Annotated in this window: 18 protein-coding genes; 5 read left to right on the top strand and 13 right to left on the bottom strand. The window is 71.9% G+C overall.

The genetic code is table 11. The annotated features are described in order from the left end of the window. Entirely contained in the window at nucleotides 1-2,490 is a 2,490-nt protein-coding gene (locus ADY59_RS11425; protein WP_049561165.1) for an ABC transporter permease, read from the top strand. 98 nt (nucleotides 2,491-2,588) lie between these two features. Here the strand turns inward: ADY59_RS11425 and ADY59_RS11420 are convergent, their stop codons facing one another. Both ADY59_RS11420 and ADY59_RS11415 read right to left on the bottom strand, forming a co-directional pair. Then, the gene (locus tag ADY59_RS11420; RefSeq protein WP_049561164.1) at nucleotides 2,589-2,858 is read right to left on the bottom strand and encodes a hypothetical protein; all 270 of its coding nucleotides are present in this window, start codon (nucleotides 2,856-2,858) and stop codon (nucleotides 2,589-2,591) included. Continuing rightward, on the bottom strand, nucleotides 2,855-3,538 hold the full coding sequence (locus ADY59_RS11415) for a toxin glutamine deamidase domain-containing protein (RefSeq protein ID WP_231618663.1): 684 nt from the start codon (nucleotides 3,536-3,538) through the stop codon (nucleotides 2,855-2,857). Before ADY59_RS11415 ends, ADY59_RS11420 begins: the two co-directional genes overlap by 4 nt. Nucleotides 3,539-3,605: 67 nt before the next feature. Here ADY59_RS11415 and ADY59_RS11410 point away from each other — a divergent pair, with 67 nt between their 5' ends. Beyond that, nucleotides 3,606-4,421, top strand: coding sequence for a hypothetical protein (locus ADY59_RS11410; protein WP_049561161.1), 816 nt, complete (start codon nucleotides 3,606-3,608; stop codon nucleotides 4,419-4,421). Nucleotides 4,422-5,152: 731 nt separating this feature from the next. Here ADY59_RS11410 and ADY59_RS11405 read toward each other — a convergent pair. The 3 genes from ADY59_RS11405 to rph are packed head-to-tail and all read right to left on the bottom strand — an operon-like array spanning nucleotide 5,153 to nucleotide 8,105. After that, nucleotides 5,153-6,751: a molybdopterin-dependent oxidoreductase gene (locus ADY59_RS11405; protein ID WP_049561160.1), complete on the bottom strand. Its 1,599-nt coding sequence runs from the start codon at nucleotides 6,749-6,751 to the stop codon at nucleotides 5,153-5,155. A 47-nt stretch (nucleotides 6,752-6,798) separates the two neighbouring features. After that, entirely contained in the window at nucleotides 6,799-7,389 is a 591-nt protein-coding gene (gene rdgB, locus ADY59_RS11400) for an RdgB/HAM1 family non-canonical purine NTP pyrophosphatase (RefSeq protein ID WP_049561157.1), read from the bottom strand. After that, nucleotides 7,386-8,105, bottom strand: coding sequence for a ribonuclease PH (gene rph, locus ADY59_RS11395; RefSeq protein WP_049561154.1), 720 nt, complete (start codon nucleotides 8,103-8,105; stop codon nucleotides 7,386-7,388). Before rph ends, rdgB begins: the two co-directional genes overlap by 4 nt. Before the next feature lie 68 nt (nucleotides 8,106-8,173). Here rph and ADY59_RS11390 point away from each other — a divergent pair, with 68 nt between their 5' ends. Then, on the top strand, nucleotides 8,174-9,412 hold the full coding sequence (locus ADY59_RS11390; protein WP_063780631.1) for an MFS transporter: 1,239 nt from the start codon (nucleotides 8,174-8,176) through the stop codon (nucleotides 9,410-9,412). Here the strand turns inward: ADY59_RS11390 and ADY59_RS11385 are convergent. From ADY59_RS11385 to ADY59_RS11375, 3 genes are all read right to left on the bottom strand, one after another. Further along, on the bottom strand, nucleotides 9,397-10,149 hold the full coding sequence (locus tag ADY59_RS11385) for an MBL fold metallo-hydrolase (protein WP_049561151.1): 753 nt from the start codon (nucleotides 10,147-10,149) through the stop codon (nucleotides 9,397-9,399). The two genes, ADY59_RS11390 and ADY59_RS11385, sit on opposite strands and share 16 nt — an antisense overlap. Further along, nucleotides 10,103-10,969: a glutamate racemase gene (gene murI / locus ADY59_RS11380; protein ID WP_082310029.1), complete on the bottom strand. Its 867-nt coding sequence runs from the start codon at nucleotides 10,967-10,969 to the stop codon at nucleotides 10,103-10,105. The genes ADY59_RS11385 and murI overlap by 47 nt, the downstream gene beginning before the upstream one ends. Nucleotides 10,970-11,030: 61 nt before the next feature. Continuing rightward, a complete protein-coding gene (locus ADY59_RS11375; protein ID WP_049561148.1) occupies nucleotides 11,031-11,822 on the bottom strand; it encodes a thioesterase family protein in 792 nt (263 codons plus the stop codon). Between the two features lie 109 nt (nucleotides 11,823-11,931). On the opposite strand from ADY59_RS11375, the gene ADY59_RS11370 reads away from it, so the two are divergent. Both ADY59_RS11370 and ADY59_RS11365 read left to right on the top strand, forming a co-directional pair. Then, a complete protein-coding gene (locus ADY59_RS11370) occupies nucleotides 11,932-12,258 on the top strand; it encodes a hypothetical protein (protein WP_049561146.1) in 327 nt (108 codons plus the stop codon). A gap of 85 nt (nucleotides 12,259-12,343) precedes the next feature. Next, on the top strand, nucleotides 12,344-14,209 hold the full coding sequence (locus tag ADY59_RS11365) for a DUF3352 domain-containing protein (protein ID WP_049561144.1): 1,866 nt from the start codon (nucleotides 12,344-12,346) through the stop codon (nucleotides 14,207-14,209). Nucleotides 14,210-14,257: 48 nt separating this feature from the next. Here the strand turns inward: ADY59_RS11365 and ADY59_RS11360 are convergent, their stop codons facing one another. From ADY59_RS11360 to clpS, 5 genes are all read right to left on the bottom strand, one after another. Beyond that, nucleotides 14,258-15,205 carry a PLP-dependent cysteine synthase family protein gene (locus ADY59_RS11360; protein ID WP_049561141.1) on the bottom strand — a complete coding sequence of 316 codons (948 nt, stop codon included), beginning with the start codon at nucleotides 15,203-15,205 and terminating at the stop codon, nucleotides 14,258-14,260. A 1-nt stretch (nucleotide 15,206) separates the two neighbouring features. Next, on the bottom strand, nucleotides 15,207-15,479 hold the full coding sequence (locus tag ADY59_RS11355) for a MoaD/ThiS family protein (protein WP_049561139.1): 273 nt from the start codon (nucleotides 15,477-15,479) through the stop codon (nucleotides 15,207-15,209). A gap of 139 nt (nucleotides 15,480-15,618) precedes the next feature. Beyond that, nucleotides 15,619-16,020 (bottom strand): Mov34/MPN/PAD-1 family protein, encoded by a 402-nt coding sequence (locus ADY59_RS11350; RefSeq protein ID WP_049561136.1) that lies wholly within the window; start codon nucleotides 16,018-16,020, stop codon nucleotides 15,619-15,621. Between the two features lie 10 nt (nucleotides 16,021-16,030). After that, nucleotides 16,031-16,555, bottom strand: coding sequence for a DUF2017 domain-containing protein (locus tag ADY59_RS11345; protein ID WP_049561135.1), 525 nt, complete (start codon nucleotides 16,553-16,555; stop codon nucleotides 16,031-16,033). Further along, on the bottom strand, nucleotides 16,552-16,851 hold the full coding sequence (gene clpS / locus ADY59_RS11340) for an ATP-dependent Clp protease adapter ClpS (protein WP_197093552.1): 300 nt from the start codon (nucleotides 16,849-16,851) through the stop codon (nucleotides 16,552-16,554). The genes ADY59_RS11345 and clpS overlap by 4 nt, the downstream gene beginning before the upstream one ends. Between the last annotated feature and the right edge of the window lie 18 nt (nucleotides 16,852-16,869).

Here is a 16,869-nt window from a genome sequence, read left to right as displayed (position 1 = left end):
GTGCTGAGGACCGCCAGGGCGGGGCTGCGCGCGCACAAGCTCCGGCTGCTGCTCACCTCGCTCGCGATCATGCTGGGGGTGGCGTTCATCACGGGCACGTTCGTGCTGAACGACACGGTCCAGGACGGGTTCGCCGAGCGTGTCACGGCCGACGCCGGGAAGGTCGCGGTGGCCGTACTGCCCGGTGAGGGCAGTGACGGCATCGCGCCGGAGACGCTCGGGCGGGTGCGCGCCGTGCCGGGCGTCGAGGACGCGCAGGGGCTGGTGCGCGGCAGCGCGCCGCTGCTGGGCAAGGACGGCAAGGCCGTGGGCAGCATGCCGACGACGGCGATCTCCGTGGTGCCGGGCGTGCTGGCCCGCACCACGATCGTGAGCGGCACCGGGCCGGGCAGCGACGACCAGGCGGCCGTGCTCGACGAGAACACCGCCGAGGCCGAGGGCTTCCAGGTCGGCGACACGATCACGGTGCTCGACGCCAAGCAGCGCGAGCACCCGTTCAAGCTGGTGGGGCTCTTCGATCCCGGCGTGGACCAGGAACTGGCGTTCACCGGGGCGGTGGGGTTCACCACGGCGACGGCGCAGCGGATGACGGGCGAGCGGGAGTTCGCCGAGATCGACGTCGCGGGCGCCGACCCGGTCGCGCTGGAGCGGGCCGTCGCGGCGGCGGCGGGCGCCGGGCACGTCGTCAAGACCGGCGACGAGTTGGCCGCCGACCTGGCCAGGGCGGCCGGGCTGGAGATCGAGATGCTCACTCTCGGGCTGCTGATGTTCGGCCTGGTGGCGATGCTGGTGGCGACGCTGGTCATCTACAACACCTTCAACATCCTCGTCGCGCAGCGCACCAGGGAGATGGCGCTGCTGCGGTGCATCGGGGCGACGCGCGGCCAGGTGTTCGGCTCGGTGCTCATCGAGTCGGCGGTGGTCGGGCTGGTCGCGTCGGTGCTGGGCCTGGCCGCCGGGTACGGGCTGAGCGCGGTCACGCTGGCCGTCCTGCGGGCGCTGGAGGCTCCGCTGCCCACCGAGGCGGCGATGCGGCTCGCGCCGGGCACGATCGGCATCGGTCTGGCCGTCGGCCTCGCGGTCACGGTCGGCGCGGCGGTGCTGCCCGCCCGTACCGCCACCCGGGTCGCGCCGATCGCGGCGCTGCGCACGCAGGTGGAGGAGCAGACGTTCCGCACCGGCGCGCTGCGTGCCGGGTTCGCCGCGCTGTTCCTGCTGGCGGGCATCGGCGCGGCCGGTGTGGGGGCGCTGGCGATGAACCCCGGCGAGGAGATCTCGCTGCTCGTGGTGATGGCGGGCGGCGTGCTGACCTTCCTCGGCGTGCTGATCCTGGGCCCGGTGCTGGTCAGGCCGCTGAGCGCGGTGGTGGGCTGGATCCCGGCCAAGCTGTTCGGGGTGCCGGGCAGGCTGGCGGTGGACAACTCCGGGCGCAACCCCAGGCGGGCCGCGACCACGACCGTGGCGCTGACCGTCGGCGTGACGCTGATGACGCTCATCTCGGTCATCACGGCGTCCACCCGGGCCTCGGTGACGGTCAAGCTCGACAACCAGTTCCCCGTCGACTACCAGCTCACCACCCAGTCGCGTGACTCCAGCATCCCGCGGTCCGTCGCCGAGAAGCTGCGGGCCGCGCCGGAGCTGTCGGGCGTGGTGCAGATCCGCGACACGATGAGCACGTCGGGCGGGGTCAAGGTCCAGGTGGGCGCCTACCAGGGTCCCCTGAAGCCGGAGGTGTCGTCCGGCTCGATGACCGCGCTCGCGCCCGGCAAGGCCGCGATCGCCGACCATGCCGCCGCCGACCTGGGCGTCAAGGTCGGCGACACCCTGTCGGTCACCGCCGAGCGGGCCGGGGACGTCAAGCTGGAGGTGGTCGCCGTCTTCGCCGGGGGCGAGTCGCCGCTGCCGACGATCACGCTGGCCGCGCCGCAGTTCGACGAGGTGTTCGGGGCGGTGCCCGACAGCAACGTGGTGCTGAACATCCGCGACGGCGTGCCCGCCGATCAGGCGCGCGCCGTGGTGGACGCCGCCACGGCCGGCCATCCGACCGTCCAGGTGATGAGCTCGACCGAGATCCGCGGGGAGTTCGACCAGACGCTCGACATGGTTCTCATGATCATCACGGGTCTGCTCGGGCTGGCGATCCTCATCTCGCTGCTCGGCATCGCCAACACCCTGTCGCTGTCGGTGTACGAGCGGACCAGGGAATCGGCGTTGCTCAGGGCGCTCGGGCTCACCAGGCCGCAGTTGCGGCGGATGCTCTCGGTGGAGGCGCTGGTGCTCGGGCTGATCGGCGCGCTGGTGGGCGTGGTGCTGGGAGTGGTGTTCGGCTGGGCGGCGGTGCGGGCGATGCTGACGGGGGCGGTCTTCTCGGCGTCGCCGTGGCAGATCGCGCTGTTCGTCGTGTTGTCGGGGCTGGCGGGGGCGGTCGCCGCGGTCCTGCCGGCCCGTCGCGCCGCCCGCGCGTCGATCGTCGGCTCGCTGGCGACGTGATGAAAATTGGATAAATGCGGATAAAGGCCGCGAAATACGGATAGAGGGGATAGTGGGTCGGGCGTCTTTCGGGGGCGGCGCCCGACCTCACCGATGCGTCACCGGGGCCGGTGCCCCGGCCACAGCTCGGCCACCGACTCCGGGTCGAGCAGCGGCCGCGCCACCACCTCGCCCGTGGCCCTGTCGATCACCACGCAACCGCCCCCCACCCCGTCGGGCAGCCGCGCCGGATCGTCAGGCTCCAGCTCACGCACCCACGCCACGTACCCCTCGGCGAACGCGTGGATCCCCACCGACAGCGCCTCCCCGGCCGGGCGCACCCCGTTGAAGTACTCCTCCGCCATCGCCCTGGCCTGATCCATGTTCATCGCGGCTGCCCCTGCCGGTCGAGGATCACGCAGAACACCCCGGTCACGGTCAGGTACGGCGGCTCGACCGCCATGTGCCCGCGCTGCGCGTCGATCCAGATCACCTCACCGTGATAGTTCACCGCGTTCCAGGCGTGCGTCCCGCCGCCCGGCCAGCGCACCACGATGACCGCCGACGCGCCGTGCCCCGCCTCCAGCAGCCGCCGCGCCACCATCGGGTACGCGTGCCGCCCCTGCCCCGCGTGCTGGAAGCGCTGCCCTATCCAGCGTTCCATCCGCGCCGTGCTCCCGGACTCACCGGTGAGCAGCGGCCGCCCCACCCGGTCGTACTCGGGCATCCTCGGCGCCGACGCCGCCGGCTCGCCGTGCCACGTGGACAGGACGGCCAGCGCGCAGTCGGCGGCGTTGGACACCCGGAACGGGTCGTCCGCCGGGCCGCCGCCGTTGACCAGCCGCACCCACGTGCCGCGCGGATCGGGGAAGCGCGTCCCCGGCGTCACGGCCGCCACCAGGTCCCTCTCCACCTGCGGGTCCGGCGGCACCAGCCCGCCCGGCATCCCGTACGGCCTGCTGTCGGCCAGCTTCGGCGGCCGATGCGGCCAGTCGAACCAGTCGTAGTCCGCCGTCCCGCGCCCTCTCGCCCAGCGCCCGTCGCCGGCCACCTGCGCCCGACCGGCCACGGGTCCCGTGACCGCCTCGCCCCACCCCGGGGACGTCCCCGCTGCCTGGCGAGACTCCCTCAGCCAGGTGACGGGTCGCGCCGGCGTCTCCCCTGGCCAGGGGATCGGTCTCGCGGACACCTCCTCGGGCCAGGGGATCGGTCTCGCCGACGCCTCCTCGGGCGACGCGACCGGCTGCGACGACGGCTCGGGCGGCTCGCCCGGCTCCGGTGCCGGCCGGGCGGCTCGCTTCGAGGTCGGTGCGGGGCCGTTCGGGGTGGCTCGTCCGGCTTGCGGCGCGGCCTGGCCGTTCGCCGGGGCGGACGTGCCCGCCCACGCCGAGCAGCCGGGCATCGCACCCGCCGCCGCCCCGTTCGGTGCCGGCGGCGTCGTGCCCGCCGTCCCGTTGGACGACCGCGCCCTCCCGTACGGCGATCCCGGTGTCCTACCCGTCGCCGAGCCGTTCGGAGAGGTCGGCGTCGTACCTGCCGCCGTCCCGTTCGGCGAACCCGGCGTTGCGCTCGCCGGCGGGCCGTTGGGTGGCTCCGGAGCCGCTCTGTACGGCGGCCCTGCCAGCCAGTTCGCGGCGCCGTTGGGCGAGCCCGGCATCACGGTGCCGAGCGGGGTGGTGGTCCTGGGAGGCTGGGCGTGGTGGGCGCCCGCAGGCGGGGCGTCCTGGGGTTCAGGGGGGCGGCCCTGGGGAGAGTCCGGGGTCCACAGGGGCTGGTGTGCGCCGTTCGACTGGGATGCCTGGATGGGCGGTCCCGAGGTGCGCGGTTCTCCGGTCAGCGGCCCTGCGCCCTGCGGAGTTGCGCCGGACATGGGCCCGGTGCTGACGGACGCGGATGATCCGCCACCGAACGCCTGCCCCGCATCACCGGCCCCGGGCGACGCGCCTCCATAAGAGGGCGACGCGCTCTCGGGCGCGGATGACACACCTCCGGGCGCGGGTGGCACACCCCCGGATGCGGGTGACGCTCCGCTCGGCGGGGGTGAGCCGTTCCGCGGCCCCTTGGCGGAAGTCGGCCGCTGCCGCAGGAAGCCGGGTGGCGTGCCATGTCTGAACCGGGCGGGCGCGCCATCGGACCGGCCCTCACCGGACCGGACGGCATCCGGCCGGCTCGCATCAGGGGGGACGGAGTCGTGCCGGCCAGGATGGCGCCTGCCGGCATCGGCACGACCGGCGTCCGGCCCACCGGAGTCGGACCGACCGGCGTAGAGGCCACCGGCACTGGATCCACCAGTGTGGGAACGACCGGCGTCGGGCCCACCGGTACCGGCGCCACCGGAGCTGGACCCGCCGGAATCGGACCGGACGGCGTAGGGGCCACCGGTACTGGGCCGGCCAGGGTCGGATCCACCGGCGTGGGAACGACCGGCGTCGGGCCCACCGGTACCGGCGGCGCGCTCGTATTCGAGCCATCGGACACCGTCAGCGACCACGGGGTTGTACTGCCCCTCGGGAAGGACCCACCGGACGCCGGACTTGCGGTCGCGGAACACGTCCTGCCTCCTGTCATGCTCGACAGCCGATCGTAGGGCGGGGTGCCACGGCTGATGGGCCAAAGTCAGGAAGATTGTCGGCCATGACTGCCCAGGCGACCTGCGCAAACGCGGACGGAATACGACGAAGCGTCAGGCCGCCTGGACGGTCACGGTGTGCCAGCCGGTGGCGCCGTCGGGCGTGATGGGCCGGCGTTCCCCGGTCTGGGTGCGCCCGGAGGCGTCGGTGGCGCGTACTTCGATGGTGTGGTCGCCGGGGGTGGCGTCCCAGTCGAGCGCCCATTGCCGCCAGGTGTCCGGGCCGGGCACGGCGGCGAGCCTGGCCTGCTGCCACGCGCCCCGGTCGACGCGGACCTCGACGGCGTCGACGCCGGTGTGCTGAGCCCAGGCGACGCCCGCGATCGTGGTGCGGCCGGCGGTCACCGTGGCGCCCGGCTTGGGCAGGTCGATGCGCGATTGGGTCTTGATGGGCCCCTTGGCCGCCCAGCCGCGCGGCGTCCAGTACGCCTCGTCGGTGTCGAACCTGGTCACCTTGAGGTCCACCACCCACTTGGTGGCCGACACGTAGCCGTACAGGCCGGGCACCACCTGGCGCACCGGGAAGCCGTGGTCGACGGGGAGCGCCTCACCGTTCATGGCGACGGCGAACAGCGCGTCGCGCCCGCCCATGACCACGTCGAGCGGGGTGCCGCAGGTGAAGCCGTCGGCGGAGGTGGACAGCAGCATGTCGGCGTCCGAGCGGAGGCCGGCCTCGCGCAGCAGGTCGGCCATGCGCGCGCCGAGCCAGCGGGCGTTGCCGGCGTACGGGCCGCCGACCTCGTTGGAGACGCAGGTGAGGGTGATGTCGGCCTCGGTCAGCGGCCTCTTCAGCAGTTCCTGGTACGTGATCTCGATCGGCCGGTCGACGAGGCCGTGGATGCGCAGGGTCCAGGTGTCCGGGTCCACCTGGGTGACGATCAGCGCGGTGTCGACCCTGTAGAAGTCCGCATTTTTCGTGATGAAGGGTGTCAGGCCGTTGAGCTTGAAGTCGGTCCCCGGCGGCAGCGGCGGGGCGGGGGTGGCCGGAGCGGGCAGGGCCAGGCTCACCCGGGCGGCGTCCACGGTCCGGCGGCTCCCGAGCCCGCGCCCCAGCAGCGTCCCGGCGCCCGCGACCACCACGCCCCCTGCGGCCCCGGTCAGCAGCCGCCGCCGGTCGAACACGTACGGCTCCCCACCGGCCCGCATGACGGCGGGAAGCGGCGTCTCGCCGGCGGGGGCGACGGCTGGGAAAGCGGCGGGGGCGACGGCCGGGGAAGCGGCGCGGCCGATCAGCCAGGACAGCGCCCACACGCCCACCGCGACGCCCACCACGGTGGGCAGCGCGTCGATCAGCTGGGCTCCCGGCCGGGTGAGTACCGCGGCCAGCCCCACGACGGCGAACCCGGCCAGCCCCGCCTGGCCGTACCGGAGCCTGCGGGTGGCGAGCACCCCGAGCCCGGCCGCCACCAGGGCCAGCACCACGAACACGCCCCCGACCAGGACCGCCTTGTCGTTCTCGCCGAAGGTGGCGATGGCGAACTCCTTGAGCGGCGCCGGCGAGAGGTCCACCACGGCGTCGCCCACCGCCACCACGGGGAAGGCGTCGTCGCCGACCACCCCCGCCGCGAGCTGGGCGACGCCGAGCGCCACGCCCCCTGCCACGATGCCCGCCAGCGCGCCCGCCCAGGCGGGTATGACCTGATTGCTCTGCACGTCACCGACGTTACGCCGCCCGGCGGCTGGGGGTTCTTACGCGGTGGTTACGCCGAGAGCAGTTCGCGGACGATCGGCGCGAGGGCGCGGAAGGCGCGGCCCCGGTGGCTGATGGCGTCCTTCTCCTCGGGTGACAGCTCGGCCGTGGTGCGCGTCTCGCCGTCGGGCACGAGGATCGGGTCGTACCCGAACCCGTTGGCGCCCCGGGGCGTGGTGACGAGGCGCCCGGGCAGCGTGCCCTCGGCGACCCGCCACTCCCCCGACGGCAGCGCGAGCGCGGCCGTGCAGGCGAAGTGGGCGGTGAGCAGCCCGGCGGGCACGTCGGACACCTGGGCGAGCAGCAGCCGCAGATTGGCCTCGTCGTCGCCGTGGCGCCCCGCCCAGCGGGCGGAGAAGACGCCGGGCATGCCGTTGAGCACGTCGACGCAGAGGCCGGAGTCGTCGGCGACGGCGGGCAGCCCGGATCCCTGGGCCACGGCGTGCGCCTTGAGCAGGGCGTTCTCCTCGAAGGTGACGCCGGTCTCGGCGACCTCGCCGATCGAGGGGAACTCCTCCAGCCCGACGATCTCGAAGCCGGCCAGGATGCGGCGCAGCTCGGCGATCTTCCCCTGGTTGCGGGTGGCGAGCACGATCTTCATGAGCTCAGCGCCTCCTGCTGGATCAGCGTCAGCTCCTCGCAGCCGGCCACGGCCAGGTCGAGGAGCTGGTCGAGCACGGCCCGGTCGAACGGCGCGCCCTCGGCGGTGCCCTGCACCTCGACGAAGCTGCCGTCGCCGGTCATGACGACGTTCATGTCGGTCTCGGCGGCGACGTCCTCGACGTAGCAGAGGTCGAGCATCGGCACCGAGCCGACCACGCCGACGGAGACGGCGGAGACGGAGCCGATCAGCGGGTCGCCGGGGCACATCTTGCGCTCGCGCATCCACGCGACGGCGTCGGCGAGCGCCACGTACGCGCCCGTGATGGCGGCGGTGCGGGTGCCGCCGTCGGCCTGGAGGACATCGCAGTCGATCAGGACGGAGTTTTCGCCGAGCGCCTTGTAATCGACGCACGCGCGCAGCGAGCGCCCGATGAGCCGGGAGATCTCGTGCGTGCGCCCGCCGATTTTCCCGCGCACCGATTCGCGGTCGTTACGGGTGTTGGTCGCGCGCGGCAGCATCGCGTATTCGGCGGTCACCCACCCCTGCCCGCTGCCCCGGCGCCAGCGCGGCACGCTGTCCTGCACCGAGGCGGCGCAGAGGACCCGGGTGCCGCCGAACTCCACCAGCACCGAACCCTCGGCGTGAGAAAGCCACCGTCTTGTGATGTTGATGGAACGGAGCTGGTCAGAATTGCGGCCATCCTGTCGAGACATGCAGATCACCCTATCTCCGAGCCACAACGCCCTTGACCGAATGTGTCCGACACAGGGATCCTGACGCAATGACAACGGGGGTGTTGCGTAGCCCTGACTTTCTCCGGTTCTTGAGCTCGCACGTTGCCAACGAAATGGGCGCCAACATCTCGCGTGTGGCGCTCCCACTCGTCGCCGTGCTGACGTTGCACGCATCCCCGTTCTCGCTGGGGGTCCTGTCGGCGTTACAGAGCGTGGCCTTCCTGCTGATCGGCCTGCCCGCGGGGGTGTGGGTCGACCGGATGCGGAAGCGCCGCGTCATGATGGCCGCCGACCTGGCCAGATGCCTGCTGCTGGCCAGCATCCCGGCGGCGAACGCGCTGGGCGTGCTCTCGATCGCGATGCTGTGCGTGGTGGCGCTGCTGGTCAGCGCGGCCGGGGTGTTCAACGACGTCGCCGACCAGACCTACCTGCCCGACCTGGTGACGAAGGAGCGGCTGGCCGACGGCAACGCCAAGCTTGAAGTGGTCCGCTCCAGCGGCGCGCTGGCCGGTCCCGGCCTGGGCGGCGTGCTGGTGCAGGTGATCGGCGCGCCGATCACGCTGCTCGCCACGGCGCTGGCCTCGCTCGCCTCGGTGCTCTTCCTGGGCACGATCAAGACACCCGACCAGGCTCCGGCCCGCGCACGGGACACCGGCATGCTGTCCCAGATCCGCGAGGGGTTCGCGTTCGCCTGGCGTGACCGGCTGCTGCGCACGTTCATGACGACCACCGCGCTGACGAACCTGTGCCTGAGCGCGGTGCTCGGCCTGTCGGTGCTGTTCCTGGCGGACGTGGTCATGCTGCCGCCCGGCGTGGTCGGCGCGCTGCTCATGTCGGGCGCCGTGGGCGGGCTGATCGGCGGGCTCATCGGCGGCCCGCTGTTCAGGCGGTACGGCACCGCCCGGGTGACGTGGCTGGCCCTGGCCCTCACCTCGCCGTTCGGCCTGCTGCTGCCCATGACGCAGGCCGACTGGCGGGCCTCGTTCTTCGCGATCACCTCGATCGCGCTGTCGCTGGGCGCGATCCTCTACAACGTGGGCGAGCTCACCTACCGCCAGACCGTGGCGCCCGAGCACATGCTGGGCCGGGTCAACGCGACGGTCCGGTTCGTCGTGTGGGGCACCATGCCGCTCGGCGCGCTGCTCGGCGGCATCGTGGCGCAGCAGATCGGCGTGCGCGAGGCGTTGTGGGTGTTCATGGCGGGCAGGCTGGTGTCGTTCCTGCCGCTGGTGTTCTCGCCGCTGGTGCGGATGCGCGACTTCTCGCAGCCTCAGCTCAGGTCGTAGGAGGCTCCGCTGCGGGCCAGCTCGACGGGACCGGCGTAGCCGCCCCGGGTGGCGTCGTCGAGCACGGTGGCCTGGTCGTTCCAGGGCACCAGGTGGGTCAGGACGAGCCGCCCGGCGCCGGCCCTGGCGGCGGGCTCGGCGGCCTGGCGGCCGGACATGTGCAGGCCCTCCGGCAGGTCGGGGGCGTCGAGCAGGGACGCCTCGCACAGCATCAGGTCGGCGTCCGCGGCCAGCTTGACGACCTCGTCGCACTCGCCGGTGTCGCCGGAGTAGGCGACGCTGCCGCCCCCGCCCTCCACGCGGAACCCGTACGCCTCGACGGGGTGCGCGACGCGGGCGGCGGTCACCCTGAACGGGCCCACCTCGAAGCTGCCGGGCGCCAGCGGCGTGAAGTCGTAGCTGGATTCGAGGCCGGGCTCGTCCGGCATGCCGTAGGCGGCGGCCAGCCGGCGGGGCGCGTCGGCCGGCGCGTGCACGGGCACCCTGGGGTACGGCGCGGCCGGGCCGTAGGTGCGCACCACGTGGTAGGGGCACAGGTCCAGGCAGTGGTCGGCATGCAGGTGCGTCAGGCAGATCGCGTCCACGTCGTACAGGCCGATGTGGCGCTGCAGCGCCCCGAGCGCCCCGCTGCCGAAGTCGAGCAGCAACCTGAACCCCTCGTCCTCCACGAGGTAGCAGGACGCGGGGCTGTCAGGGCCGGGAAAGCTTCCCGAGCAGCCGACTATGGTCACTTTCATGTGGGCCTCCCTCGTAGGTGGTACCCCCCACTGGAGCGACTTCGACCGCATCGATCTCCGGGCCCAGGAAGCGGCGCCCGAGCCGGGCGAAGAGCAGCGAGTCGCCGGTCGCGCGGAAGCGGTGCCGGGGGGTGGCCTCGCTCCCGGCCGCCAGGCCGCGGTCGTGCAGGATGCGGTAGACGTCCTTGGCCGTCTCGTCGGCGCTGGACACCAGCGTGACCCCGTCGCCGGCGACGTAGGAGATGGCGCCGGTGAGCAGCGGGTAGTGGGTGCAGCCGAGGATGAGCGTGTCGCACCCGGCCGCCTGGATGGGCTCCAGGTAGCCGCGCACGACGTCGATGAGCTCCTGGCTCATCGTCTCGCCCCGCTCGACGTACTCGACCAGGCGTGGGGCGGCCACGCCGGTGAGAAGCACGTCGGGCGCCGCGGTGAAGGCGTCGTGGTAGGCCATCGAGTCGATGGTGGCCCTGGTGGCGATCACCCCGACCCTGCCGGTGCGCGTGGCGCGCACCGCGCGCCGGGTGGCGGGCTGGATCACCTCGACGACGGGCACGTCGTAGCGTTCGCGGGCGTCGCGCAGCACCGCGGCGCTGGCGCTGTTGCAGGCGATGACGAGCATCTTGACGTCATGCTCGACGAGGTGGTCCATCACCTCCAGCGCGTACGCGCGCACCTCGGCCAGCGGCTTGGGCCCGTACGGCTGGCGGGCCGTGTCGGCCACGTAGGTGATGGACTCGTGAGGCAGCTGGTCGATGATCGCGCGGGCGACCGTCAGGCCGCCGACCCCGCTGTCGAAGATCCCAATACTCGCGTCCGGCACGCTTCAGAGGGTAGGCGACCTGCGGCGTCTTCACCGCGTAAGAATGCTCACACCGCGTGTGTCACCCGCGCCCCACGCGGGCGAGCTGGCGCGACTGGGCGACCAGGCGGCCGGCCGAGTCCCACACCTCGACCTCCTCGTCGAACCAGCCGTCGGAGATGAGGCGGCCGCCGCCGATCAGCGTGAGCAGCCCGGGGGCGGGCAGCGCGCGCAGGTGCCAGGTGAGGTCCACGGTGGGCGCCCAGCCGCGCAGCCCGGCGCTGAACACCACGGGGGGCAGCGCGTCGACGGCCAGCGCGAGCACGAACGGGTCGGCGTCCTGCGGCTCGGTCATCCGGAAGTAGGCCCGCGACTCGGGCCGGCCGGTGGGCCCGCCGCTCAGCCAGGCGATGGTGGGCGGGTCGAAGCGCAGCTCCATCTGGGCGTTGAGCGTCATGTTCGACTCGGGCTTGGGGTTGGGGAGCTTGACGCACTCCTCCGGCGGCGGCATGACGTGCGCGGGTTTGTCGCTGTAGAGCGGCTCGGCGCCGGTCAGCGTCGCGGTGGTGACCAGGCTCTCGATCTGTGACACGCCGTCCTGGACGAGCGTGGCCCGGGTGAACGCGGCGGTCCGGCCGGCTTTCAGCCGCTCGACCCGGACCTGGGCGGGCCCCGGCACCGGCGACTTGAGGAACTGCGAGGTCGTGCTCACCGGGTGCTCGAACGGCGAGTCGTCCACCACCGCGCGCAGCACCACGGCCATGAGGTAGCCGCCGTTGAGCGGCCCGCCGATGGAGTAACCGGGGTCGAGGCAGACGTCGTAGGTGGTCTCGTCGATCCGGATCGCCTGCGTGGCCTCGTCGAACTTGGTCATCAGCCCCTGCCCTCAAAATGGAACTATATTCTAGTAGGCCATACTCTACGGCATCCGTCCATCCGCGCGCCTACCTGCGAAAACGTGACACGGCTGAGAAAGTTCGATCATGGCAAATGTCACCGAACTCATCGGTCAGTCCGTCTGGGACGCCAATGGGGTGTGGGTCGGTCACGTCGTGGACATCCGCGTGGTGCGCAACCGGGGAGAGTTGCAGCAGGCGAGCACCGTCTACGGGCTCATGGTCTCGGCCCGCCGGGGGCCGGTGCTGCTCCGCCTCACGCGCGACCGGCACGGCCGGCAGTCCTGGCTGTCGCGCACCCTGGGCCGCGTCGTCTACGCCGGTTGCACGTTCGTCCCCTGGGCCAACGTTCAAGACTACGGCGACGGCGAGGTCCACATCAGTGCGCTCCGCCAGCAGCTGAACAGGGCATAACCCCCACTTCAGCACATTGCAAGCGGCCGTCTAGCAACATCAGCTAACTTCTACGTGGTCATAAGTCCACACTGTGAGTTGAGTGATGTCTGCGAATAATCCCCCACCTGGCCAGGATCCTGACCGGACCACGGCGTACCGATGGAACGAGCAGCCGCCCGAGGCCCCCCAGGGGCACGGCCAGCCGTATCCGCCGCAGCAGCCCTACCAGCAACAGCCGCAGTACGGCCAGCCGCAGGACCCGTACGCCCAGCAGGGCTACGGCCAGCAGGGGACTTACGGCCAGCAGCCCGCCTACGGGCAGCAGCAGCCCTACGGCCAGCAGCAGCAGGGCTATGGCCAGCAGCCCGGTTACGGCCAGCAGCAGGGCTACGGGCAACAGCAGCCGCCGTACGGCCAGCAGCCCGGCTACGGCGCCCCGTACGGCCGGCAGGAGCAGCCCGGTCAGGGCGGCGGCGGCTGGCAGGGCCAGGGCCCGGAGATGCTCGGCCACGGCGCCGGAGAGCCGCCCGCGAAGGGCCGCAAGAACCTGTTCATCGCCATCGCGGCCGCGCTGGCCGTGATCCTGCTCGGCGGCGGCGCCGTGTGGGCCGTGGGCGCGATCGGCGGCGGCGGGACGCAGCCGGCCGACGTGCTGCCGGCCGCCTCGATCGCCTACGTCCGCATCGACATGGACCCGGCGGCGAACCAGAAACTGGCGCTGTTCGAGATCGCCAGGAAGTTCACCGTCACCAAGGACGCCTTCCAGGGCGAGGACCCGCGCAAGGCGCTGTTCGACGCGCTGAAGATGGACAGCCCCGAGGGCCTGAAGGACGTCGACTGGGCCAAGGACGTCGACCCGTGGCTCGGCAGCCGCGCCGGCGTCGGCATCCTGCCCTCCGGCGGCGAGGAGCCCGACTTCGCCGTGGCCGTCCAGGTCAAGGACGAGGAGGCCGCCAAGGCCGGCATCGCCAAGATGATGGGCAAGTCCGAGTACGGCATCGCCTTCCGCGGCGAGTACGCGCTGCTCACGGCCAACCAGAAGCTCGCCGACAAGTACGGCGCGGAGGAAGGCAGCCTCGCCGACAACCCCGACTTCGGCAGCGACCTCGACGCCATCGGCGAGCAGGGTGTCCTGTCGTTCTGGGGCCACCTGGGCAAGCTGGCCGAGCTCTCGAAGGACACGCTCACGCCGGACCAGGCCGTGCTGATGGAGCAGATCAAGACCGCCCGGTTCGCGGGCGCGCTGCGGTTCGACGGCTCCTACGTCGAGCTGGCCGGCGCGGTGCGCGGCGGCCAGAACCTCACCAACGGCGAGGACCTGCCGGGCACCTCCCTGGCCGCGCTGCCCGACAGCACCGTGGGCGCCTTCTCGATGTCCGGCCTCGACAAGCTCATCACGAACAAGTGGAGCGAGATCGAGAAGTCGGCCGCGAAGACGTCGAGCGGCGCCCAGTTCCAGCAGTTCGTCCAGCAGGCCAAGACGCAGCTCGGGCTCAACCTGCCCGGCGACCTGGCGACCGTGCTGGGCCAGAACCTCACCATCGCCCTGGACAGCGAGGGCCTGGAGTCGCAGCAGTTCAAGGCCGGGGTCCGGATCGCCACCGACGCCGCCGCGGCGCAGGCCATCGTGGACAAGGTCCAGAAGGCGCTCGCCGCGCAGGGTCAGCAGGCGCAGGTCGCCAAGGTCGCCGGCGACGGCGTCTTCACGGTCGCGACCGACGACGCCTACGCCAAGAAGCTCGCCGAGGACGGCGCGCTGGGCGACAACGAGACCTTCCAGACCGCCGTCCCGGAGGCGGACTCGGCCACGTACGGCCTGTTCGTCGACCTGGACAAGGTCGAGAGCCTCTACCTGAACAACCTTCAGGGCGAGGAGAAGGCCAACCTGCAGATGCTGCGCGCCGTGGGACTCAGCGGCCACCAGACCGACACGGACGTGTCGTTCTCGCTGCGGGTCCTGTTCAACTGACGGCATGACGAGAGGGGCGGCCCGGCCGGGCCGCCCCTCTTCGCCGTCTCAGGCCCAGAGCTGGCCTTCGAGCCGCTGCTCGGCCTCGTCCAAGGTGCCCTCGTACGCGCCCGTGGACAGGTACTTCCAGCCGCCGTCGGCGACCACGAACACGATGTCGGCCCGCTCGCCCTCCTTGACGGCCTTGCGCGCCATGCCCAGCGCCGCGTGCAGGGCGGCCCCGGTGGACACGCCGGCGAAGACGCCCTCCGACGCCAGCAGCTCCCGGGTGCGGCGCAACGCGTCGGCCGATCCCACGGAGAAGCGCGTGGTCAGCACGGACTCGTCGTACAGCTCCGGGATGAAGCCCTCGTCGACGTTGCGCAGGCCGTACACCAGCTCGCCGTAGCGCGGCTCGGCGGCCACGATCCGCACGTCCGGCACGCGCTCGCGCAGGAAGCGGCCGACGCCCATGAGGGTGCCGGTCGTGCCGAGCCCGGCCACGAAGTGGGTCACGGTGGGCAGGTCCGCCAGGATCTCCGGACCGGTCGTCTCGTAGTGGGAGCGCCAGTTGGCCGGGTTGCCGTACTGGTAGAGCATCACCCAGTCGGGATGCTCCGCCGCCAGGCCCTTGGCCACCCGCACCGCCTCGTTGGAGCCGCCCGCCGCGGGCGAGGAGATGATCTCCGCCCCCCACATGCGCAGGAGCTGGCGGCGCTCGTCGGAGGTGTTCTCGGGCATGACGCAGATCAGCTTGTAGCCCTTGAGCTTGGCGGCCATGGCCAGCGAGATGCCGGTGTTGCCGCTGGTGGGCTCCAGGATCGTGCAGCCCGGGGTGAGCAGGCCGTCCTTCTCCGCCTCCTGCACCATCCACAGCGCCGGCCGGTCCTTGATCGAACCGGTCGGGTTGCGGTCCTCCAGCTTGGCCCAGACCCGCACGTCGGCGCTGGGCGACAGCCGGGGCAGGCCGACCAGCGGGGTGCGGCCCACCGAGTCGATCAGCGATTCGAATCGCATGTCACCCGCCGGCGACGGCGGGCAGCACGGTCACCGTGTCGCCGTCGGACACCGGGGTGCCGAGACCGCCGAGGAAGCGCACGTCCTCGTCGTTGAGGTAGACGTTGACGAACCGGCGCAGGCCGGCCTCGTCCACCAGGCGGTCCTTGATGCCGGGGTGGCGGGATTCCAGGTTGGTGATCAGGTCGTCGAGGGTGGCGCCCTCGGCGTCGACGGCCTTGGCGCCGTCGGTGTAAGTACGCAGGATGGTCGGAATGCGAACCTCGATGGCCATCGCTGTCAGTCTCCTCGGATCAGGGTCGTCCCATCGGCGGCAACGCCGAAGGCTGGCTGGCGAATTCCGGCTCAGCGACAGTCGTAGACGACAACGGCAGGGGTGTGCGCGAAGAGGAAACTCTGCACCGGCCTGACCATCATGGGATGAACCTTACCTCTTCCTCGGAAATCTCTCCGTCGAGGATCCGGTACGAGCGGAACTCCACCTCGTTCGCGTCCCGGGTGGAGACCAGGACGTAGTGGGCGTCCGGCTCGGAGGCGTAGGAGACGTCGGTGCGTGACGGGTAGGCCTCGGTCGCGGTGTGCGAGTGGTAGATGACGACCGGCACCTCGTCGCGGTCGTCCATCTCCCGCCACACGTGGAACTGCTCCATCGAGTCGAAGCGGTAGAAGGTGGGCGAACGCTCGGCGTTCGCCATCGGGATGAACCGCTCCGGCACGTCGTCGCGCCCCGCGATCACGCCGCACGCCTCGTCCGGGTGGTCGGCCCTGGCGTGGGCAACGATCTTGTCAACCAGTTCCTGCGAGATCGTCAGCATGCTGCGGAAGTTACCAGAGCGCGCGCACGAGGCTGTCCTGGAGGTAGGTCAGCCAGTCGTAGGTGACGAAGGCCGGGTAGCGGGGATCGTCCTCCGGCATCTTCTCGATCTCCTCGTGGATCTCCTCGGTCACGCCGAGCTTGGTGCCGAGCGTCAGCCGCACGTCGTTGAGCGCCCGCAGCCACGCCTGCGCCTGCTCGGAGGTGAGCTCGCCACGGCCGGGCTCGGCGGTCTCCAGCAGCGTCCGCGCGTCGGCCCGCTTGCCGTCGCGCAGCGTCGCCTCGGTGTAGCGGCGGAACTCCGAGGCCTCCTGCGCGTCCTCGTACGCCGCCGGGAACAGCCGGGCGAGCACCGGATCCGACGGCGCCACTCCCCCGCCGATGCCCAGCGCCCGCTCCAGCGGGTCGTCGCTCGTCTCGCCCGGCGCCACGATCCCCAGCACCATGGAGACCAGCGAGCGCAGCAGCGAGACCTCGCCCGCCTCGAACGTGGTGACCACGCCGCCGCCCTTGCCGGCGGAGAACCCGGAGCTCACTTGACCGAGTCCGGCTGGACGGTGGCCCACAGGCCATAGGAGTGCAGGATCTGCACGTCGCGTTCCATCTCCTCGCGGGTGCCGCTGGACACCACGGCCTTGCCCTTGTGGTGGACGTCCATCATCAGCTTCTCGGCCTTGGCCTTGGGGTAACCGAAGACGGTCTGGAAGACGTACGTCACGTAGGACATCAGATTGACGGGGTCGTTCCAGACGATCGTCACCCATGGCAGATCGGGCCGGACGTCCGTTGCCGGACGCTCGACGGTGATTGGAGAGGTGCTACCCACATCCATGAGTCTGCCCTATCTGAG

It is taken from the genome of Nonomuraea sp. SBT364 (genome assembly GCF_001083785.1).
GTDB lineage: Bacteria > Actinomycetota > Actinomycetes > Streptosporangiales > Streptosporangiaceae > Nonomuraea.
Note: the sequence above shows the minus strand (reverse complement) of the source record. Positions and strands in the feature narration are given on the sequence as shown.